Here is a 5150-nt window from a genome sequence, read left to right on the forward strand (position 1 = left end):
GCCGCCCCCCCGGGCCGCCGCGCCCGGGCGCCGCCCGCCCCGCGGGGCCGGCGCGCCCCGCCCGGGCCCCCCCGGCGGGCCCCGGCCGCGGCCGGCCGCCCGGGGCCCGCCGGGACCGGTACCAACGGCGGGTCCGGTGGCACCGGCGCAAACGGCGGATCGGGCGGCGGCGGATCGGGCACCGGCGGTTCCGGTGGCAGCGGTGGGTCCGGCGGTGGCAGCGGCGGTTCCGGTGGCAGCGGCGGGTCCGGCGGCGGCACGGGCGGCGGCAGCGGGGGCTCCGGGGCTTCCGGGGGCCAGTCGGCCGACGGCGGCTCCGACGAGCCTTCGCCGACGCCGCGCCAGCCGGCCGGCGAGCCCGCTGACAAGGGCGGGAGTCCGGACGTGGTCACCGTCGTGACCGTGGTCCGCGCGGCCGGAGGCGAGGAGCCGACGTGACGCGTACCCCCGTCCGTCGCAACCGCAACCGCTCACGCACCCGGCGCCGGATCCTGCCGCGCCCGCGGATCCTGCTCGGCACGCTGATGCTGGGCCTGTTCGTCGCCGTGCTGGTCGTGCAGGCCTACATCAACGCCGAGTTCCGCGGCGACCACGTCGACAGCGTGGTCGGCGACCAGAGCGGGGTGCCCCTCGAGATCCGCCAGGGCGGCCCGGTGATCAACACCACCGGTGGCCAGGTCAGCTCGAACCGGCTGCCGGCCAAGACCATCGCCCTGACCTTCGACGACGGCCCCGATCCCACGTGGACACCGAAGATCCTCGAGGTGCTCGAGGAGAACGACGCGCACGGCACGTTCTTCGTGGTCGGTTCGGAGGTGGCCCGTCACCCGGATCTGACCAAGCGGATCACCACCGGTGGGCACGAGCTCGGCCTGCACACGTTCACCCACCCGAACATGCAGCGCCTCGCCCCCTGGCGGCGCAAGCTCGAGCTGGCCCAGACCCAGGTGGCGATCGCCCGCGCCGCCGGGGTGCACACCAACCTGGTGCGCTACCCGTACTCGTCCAAACCGCAGGCGATCGACGAGACGAACTGGGGCCTGGTCAAGGAGGCCGGAGAGCAGGGTTTCCTGGTCGTGGTCAACGACACGGACAGCGAGGACTGGAAGCGGCCGGGCGTGACCCGGATCGTGCAGAACGCCACGCCGCCCGCCGACACGTCCGCGGTGATCCTCTTCCACGACGCCGGCGGTGACCGGGCGCAGACCGTCGAGGCGCTGCGGGCGTTCATCCCGATGATGAAAGCGCGCGGATACCGCTTCACCACGGTCACCGAGGGGCTCAACGTCGGGCTCGCGAGCGTCAAGAGCGAGCCGCTGGCGTTCAACGCCGCGGCGCCGGACGCGGACCGGCTCCGGGGCAGCGCGCTGCTGTGGACCGTACGCCTGGCCGACGGCCTGGTGTACGCGATCGCCGGGCTGTTCCTGGTCGTCGGGGCGCTGACCATCGCGCGTACCGGCCTGTTGCTCCTGCTGGCGAGCCGGCACGCCCGGCAGCGCCGCGACCCGCGCTGGCGCTGGGGCCCGCCGGTGACCGAACCGGTGTCGGTGCTCGTGCCCGCCTACAACGAGAAGGCCGGCATCGAGGCCGCGGTGCGCTCACTGGCCGGTGGCGACTACCCGCACATCGAGGTGGTCGTGATCGACGACGGCTCGACCGACGGCACGGCCGCGCTGGTGGAACGGATGTCGCTGCCCAACGTGCGGGTGGTGCGGGTGCCCAACGGCGGCAAGGCGAACGCGCTGAACACCGGCGTCGCGCTGGCCAAGCACGACCTCCTCATCACTGTCGACGGTGACACGATCTTCGAGCCGGACTCGATCCGGATGCTGGTGCAGCCGTTCGCCAACCCGGCGGTCGGCGCGGTCGCCGGCAACGTGAAGATCGGCAACCGGCGCAGCCTGGTCGCGCTGTGGCAGCACATCGAGTACGTGATCGGCTTCAACCTCGACCGCCGCCTGTACGAGGTGCTGAACTGCATGCCGACCGTCCCCGGCGCGATCGGCGCGTTCCGGCGGCGGGCGCTGCGGGAGGTCGGCGGGTTCAGCGACGAGACGCTGGCCGAGGACACCGACGTCACGATCGCGATGTGCCGCGGCGGGTGGCGCGTGGTCTACGAGGAGCGGGCGCGGGCCTGGACCGAGGCGCCCTCGACGCTCGAGCAGCTCTACCGCCAGCGCTACCGGTGGAGCTACGGGACCATGCAGGCGATGTGGAAACATCGCCGCTCGCTGACCGACAGCGGCGACTCCGGCCGGTTCGGCAGGCGCGGTCTGCCGTTCCTGGCGCTCTTCGGGGTCGCTCTGCCGATGCTCGCGCCCGTGGTGGACATCATGCTGGTGTACGGGCTGGTGTTCTGGGAGCTCGAGGAGACGCTGATCGCCTGGTTCGGGATGCTGGCGCTGCAGATGTTCACGGCGGCCGTGGCGTTCCGGTTCGACCGGGAGGCGATGGGACCGCTCTGGCGGCTTCCGCTGCAGCAGTTCGCGTACCGGCAGCTGATGTATCTGGTCCTGATGCAGTCCGCCACCACCGCGCTGACCGGCGGACGGCTGGGGTGGCACAAGCTGCGCCGGGCCGGCCTCGTGCAGGCCTCTGGGCCGGCCGTGGAGAGCACGCCCGCTCCCGAGCTCGACTCGTGGCCGCCGACCCTGCAGGACGTCCGGCTTCCGTCGCACCCGGCCACCGGCCGCCGATCGGTGCCCATGCAGGGCCGATTCGATGACATGCCGTCGGCCGGTTCGCCCCCGGGTGGCGGCTCGGGCCCGGTTCGCACCGGGTAGGCGCGGGCCCGCACCGCCCGAACTGCAGCCGGGCGGTGCGGGCCCTCGCCGAGTGTCAGACCGCGAGCAGCTCGCGATCCCCTTCCGGGACCGCGAAGGGGAACACCACGTGCAGCGAGGTGCCGTCGCCGGGCCGGTCGGAGAGCGCCACCGTCGCGTGGTGCGCGTCGAGGATCCGTTTCGCCACCGCCAGGCCGCGGTCCGGGCCGGGGACGACCGACGGGTTGGCGATCGCGCCGTAGTAGAGATGCGGGAACAGGTCGGGGCGCACCCCGTCGGGCATGTCCATGTCGTCCAGCCGGACGGTGGGGCCCGACTCGATCTCGGTGCCGACCCGGACCCGGCCGCCCGCCGGCGTGTACTTCACCGCCGCGAAAAGCAGGTGCATGAGGACCTGCTCCAGGCGCACCGGATCGGCGACGATCGGCAGCGCCGGGCCGCCGGCCTGGTTGAGGATCCAGATCTGCTTGGTGGCGGCGATCGGGCGGACCGCCTCGACCGCGCGCTGGGTGAGCCGGGTCAGGTCGATCTGGCGCATGTGCAGGCTGTCCTTGCCGGCGCCGGCGTCGGCCAGGCTCAGCAGGTGGTCGAGCAGGTCACGCATGCCGCGTACGTGCGCCGAGCAGGCGTGCCCCACCAGGTCGGCGGCCTCCAGGTCGTGGAACCCGGTGCGGCCCAGGCCCTCCAGGTACGCGTCCATCAGCCGCAGCGGCGCCTTCAGCTCGCCACCGACGAGTGCCGCCAGGTCGTCCTTGCGACGCTCCAGCTCCTGCAGGCGGGCGGTGGTGTTGGCCAGCGTGACGGCGTACCGGCGCAGCTCGAGCTGGGAGGTGACCTGCCGGGCGAGCGCGCGCAGCGCCTGGAGCTGCTCGACCTCGAGGCGGCGTGGCTCGGAGTCGACCACGCAGAGCGTTCCGAGCCCGAAGCCCTCGGAGGTGAGCAGCGGCGCGCCGGCGTAGAACCGGACGCCGCCGTCGCCGGTGACCGCCGGGTTGTCGCAGAACCGGGCGTCCTGCCGCGCGTCCGGCACCACGAGCAGGTCGCGGCCGAGGATCGCGTGGGCGCAGAACGACAGGTCGCGGGACGTCTCGATGAGGTCGGTGCCGACCCGCGCCTTGAACCACTGCCGGTCGGTGTCGATCAGGGAGACGAGGGACATGGGTACGCCGCAGACGTGTGACGCGAGCGCGACGATGTCGTCGAAGTCCTTCTCCGGCTCGGTGTCCAGGACGTCGAGTCCGTAGAGGGCGGCCAGGCGGTCGGTTTCGTTCGCGGGCAGCGGCGCTTCCATGTAATAGGCATAGCACTGAAAAGTAGCAATCCTCGCCTTTTGCCCTCGGTTGCGCGGCGATGGGTGGTGTCGCAGGCTCGGCGGATGGTGGCGAATCTGGCGGCGGTGCTGCACGCGGCGGGCGATCTGCGGATCGAGGAGCGGCCGATGCCCTCGCCCGGTCCGGGTGAGGTGATCGTCGAGATCCGGTCGGTGGGCATCTGCGGGTCGGACGTCCACTACTTCGAGCACGGCCGGATCGGCGAGCACGTGGTGCGGGAGCCGATGGTGCTGGGACACGAGGCGTCCGGGGTGATCGTCGACGCCGGCGCCACGTCGCGGCCGGTCGGGCAGCGGGTCGCGGTCGAGCCCGGCGTTCCCTGCGGGCGGTGCTCCGAGTGCCGGCACGGGGCGTACAACCTGTGCCCGGACGTGGTCTTCTTCGCGACGCCGCCGGTGGACGGCGCGCTGGCCCGGTACGTGGCGGTCAACGAGGCCTTCGCCCACCCGGTGCCCGACTCGATGAGCGACGACGCGGCGGCGATGATCGAGCCGCTGTCGGTCGGGCTGTGGGCGGCCCGCAAGGCGGCTGTCGGGCTGGGCTCGCGGGTGCTGGTCACCGGCGCGGGCCCGGTCGGGGTGCTGGCCGCGCTGGCCGCCCGGGTGGCCGGCGCCACCTGGGTCGGCCTGGTGGACGTGCTCCCGGCCCGGCTCGAGGCGGCGGCCGGCTTCGGGGTCGACGAGGTGATCGACGGGCGGACCGGCCCGGATTACGCGGCCCGGCGGGCCGACGTGCTGCTGGAGTGCAGCGGCGCGCAGCCGATGATGATGGAGGGGATCAAGGCGCTGCGGCCACGCGGCCGTGCCGTGCTGGTCGGCATGGGCGCGGCGGCGGAACAGCCGCTGCCGACCTCGGCCATCCAGAACCGCGAGCTCACGATCACCGGCACCTTCCGGTACGCCCACACCTATCCCGACGCGATCGACCTGGTCACCGCCGGCCGCATCGACGTCGACGCACTGGTCGGCGCCCGCCTCCCGCTCGCCGAGTCGGAGGCGGCCCTGCGCATGCGCCACACGGACCCGTCCGTGCTCAA

4 protein-coding genes are annotated in these 5150 nt (G+C 73.3%); 3 read left to right on the top strand and 1 reads right to left on the bottom strand.

The annotated features are described in order from the left end of the window. Positions 1-438: hypothetical protein (locus AB0M20_RS26340; RefSeq protein WP_364302580.1), on the top strand; the 438-nt coding region annotated here is incomplete at its 5' end. A gap of 86 nt (positions 439-524) precedes the next feature. Next, positions 525-2783: a bifunctional polysaccharide deacetylase/glycosyltransferase family 2 protein gene (locus AB0M20_RS26345; RefSeq protein ID WP_364302587.1), complete on the top strand. Its 2259-nt coding sequence runs from the start codon at positions 525-527 to the stop codon at positions 2781-2783. A gap of 55 nt (positions 2784-2838) precedes the next feature. Here AB0M20_RS26345 and AB0M20_RS26350 read toward each other — a convergent pair whose 3' ends face one another. Next, positions 2839-4074, bottom strand: a complete 1236-nt coding sequence (locus tag AB0M20_RS26350; RefSeq protein ID WP_364302582.1) for a GAF domain-containing sensor histidine kinase — start codon at positions 4072-4074, stop codon at positions 2839-2841. An 84-nt stretch (positions 4075-4158) separates the two neighbouring features. Between AB0M20_RS26350 and AB0M20_RS26355 the strand changes: the two genes are divergently transcribed. After that, positions 4159-5150 (top strand): NAD(P)-dependent alcohol dehydrogenase (locus AB0M20_RS26355; protein WP_364302585.1); only part of this gene is annotated, 992 nt, incomplete at its 3' end.

It is taken from the genome of Actinoplanes sp. NPDC051633, from assembly GCF_040681735.1.
In the GTDB taxonomy this organism is placed as follows: domain Bacteria; phylum Actinomycetota; class Actinomycetes; order Mycobacteriales; family Micromonosporaceae; genus Actinoplanes.

Excerpts from the sequence above, each read along its gene's own strand:
- AB0M20_RS26345 (WP_364302587.1), top strand. The coding sequence starts at position 525 with ATGCTGGGCCTGTTCGTCGCCGTGCTGGTCGTGCAGGCCTACATCAAC.
- AB0M20_RS26350 (WP_364302582.1), bottom strand. The coding sequence starts at position 4,074 with ATGGAAGCGCCGCTGCCCGCGAACGAAACCGACCGCCTGGCCGCCCTC.